Origin of the sequence: Nocardia sp. NPDC049220 (assembly GCF_040647855.1) — a bacterium.
Taxonomy (GTDB): domain Bacteria; phylum Actinomycetota; class Actinomycetes; order Mycobacteriales; family Mycobacteriaceae; genus Nocardia.
This window is the reverse complement of sequence record NZ_JBEZDA010000055.1, coordinates 1-1919: the sequence shown is the minus strand read 5'-3', so window position 1 is coordinate 1919 and position 1919 is coordinate 1. Positions and strand designations below refer to the sequence as shown.

Genomic DNA, 1919 nt, shown 5'->3' with positions numbered 1-1919 from the left:
CCTACCCGCCGAGTGCGGAGTTCGCTGCCGCGGCGAATGCCGATGCCACCCTCTACCAGCGGGCAGCCGCCGACCGTGACGGCTTCTGGGCCGAGCAAGCCGCCCGACTGCACTGGCACCACCCCTTCCACCAAGTCCTCGACTGGAGCCAACCACCAGTCGCGAAATGGTTCCTCGGCGGCACACTCAACATCGCCTACAACTGCCTGGACCGACACGTCCTGGCCGGACACGGCGACCAAATCGCCATCCACTTCGAAGGCGAACCCGGCGACACCCGCGCCATCACCTACCAACAACTACTCACCGAAACCAGCCAAGCCGCCAACTACCTCACCGAACTCGGCCTCCAACCCGGCGACCGAGTCGCCATCTACATGCCGATGATCCCCGAAGCCGTCATCGCCATGCTCGCCTGCGCCCGCCTCGGCCTCACCCACTCCGTCGTCTTCGCCGGCTTCTCCCCCACCGCACTACGCCAACGCATCGACGACGCCGGGGCCCGCCTCGTCATCACCACCGACGGACAATGGCGCCGCGGCAAACCCACCCCACTCAAAACCGCCGTCGACGAAGCCCTCCACCACACCCCCCACACCGTCGAACACGTCCTCGTCGTCCGCCGCACCGGCACCGACACCCCCTGGACCCCACAGCGCGACCTCTGGTGGCACGACACCATCACCCACGCCCCCACCCACCACCAACCACAACCCTTCGACGCCGAACACCCCCTCTTCATCCTCTACACCTCCGGCACCACCGGAAAACCCAAAGGCATCCTCCACACCACCGGCGGCTACCTCACCCAAACCGCCTACACCCACCACACCGTCTTCGACCACAAACCCGACCACGACATCTACTGGTGCACCGCCGACATCGGCTGGATCACCGGACACAGCTACATCGTCTACGGACCCCTCGCCAACCGCACCACCCAAATCCTCTACGAAGGCACCCCCAACCACCCCGACGAACACCGCCACTGGCAAATCATCGAAAAATACGGCGTCACCATCTACTACACCGCCCCCACCCTCATCCGCACCTTCATGAAATGGGGCAAACACATCCCCGCCGCCCACAACCTCACCACCCTGCGCCTCCTAGGCTCCGTCGGCGAACCCATCAACCCCGAAGCCTGGCGCTGGTACCACCACAACATCGGCGCCAACAAAACCCCCATCGTCGACACCTGGTGGCAAACCGAAACCGGCGCCATCATGATCTCCCCCCTCCCCGGCGTCACCACCACCAAACCCGGCGCCGCCATGACCCCACTCCCCGGCATCAGCGCACAAATCGTCGACGAACAAGGCAACCCCACCCCACCCACCAACACCACCGGCTACCTCGTCCTCGACCAACCCTGGCCCGCCATGCTCCGCGGCATCTGGAACGACCCCCAACGCTACCAAGACACCTACTGGCAACAATTCCCCCAACACCACTGGTACTTCGCCGGCGACGGCGCCAAACTCGACACCAACGGCGACCTCTGGATACAAGGCCGCATCGACGACGTCATGAACATCTCCGGCCACCGAATCTCCACCGCCGAAGTCGAATCCGCACTCGTCGGACACCACGGCGTCGCCGAAGCCGCCGTCGTCGCCGCCCACGACACCACCACCGGCCAAGCCATCGTCGCCTTCGTCATCCTCACCACCAACACCCCCAACACCGGCGACACCCTCACCAACGAACTCAAAACCCAAGTCGCCACCCACATCAGCCCCATCGCCCGACCACGAGAAATCCACATCGTCCCCGAACTCCCCAAAACCCGCAGCGGCAAAATCATGCGCCGCCTCCTCCGCGACATCGCCGAAGGCCGCCAACCCGGCGACACCTCCACCCTCCTCGACCCCACCATCCTCCACACCATCCACACCAACAAAACCTGACCACAACGG

Annotated in this window: 1 protein-coding gene; it reads left to right on the top strand. The window is 64.8% G+C overall.

The genetic code is table 11. The annotated features are described in order from the left end of the window. The coding region (gene acs, locus AB0C34_RS31500; protein ID WP_357081089.1) for an acetate--CoA ligase at positions 1–1910 on the top strand (1910 nt) is incomplete at its 5' end. Positions 1911–1919: the final 9 nt, after the last annotated feature.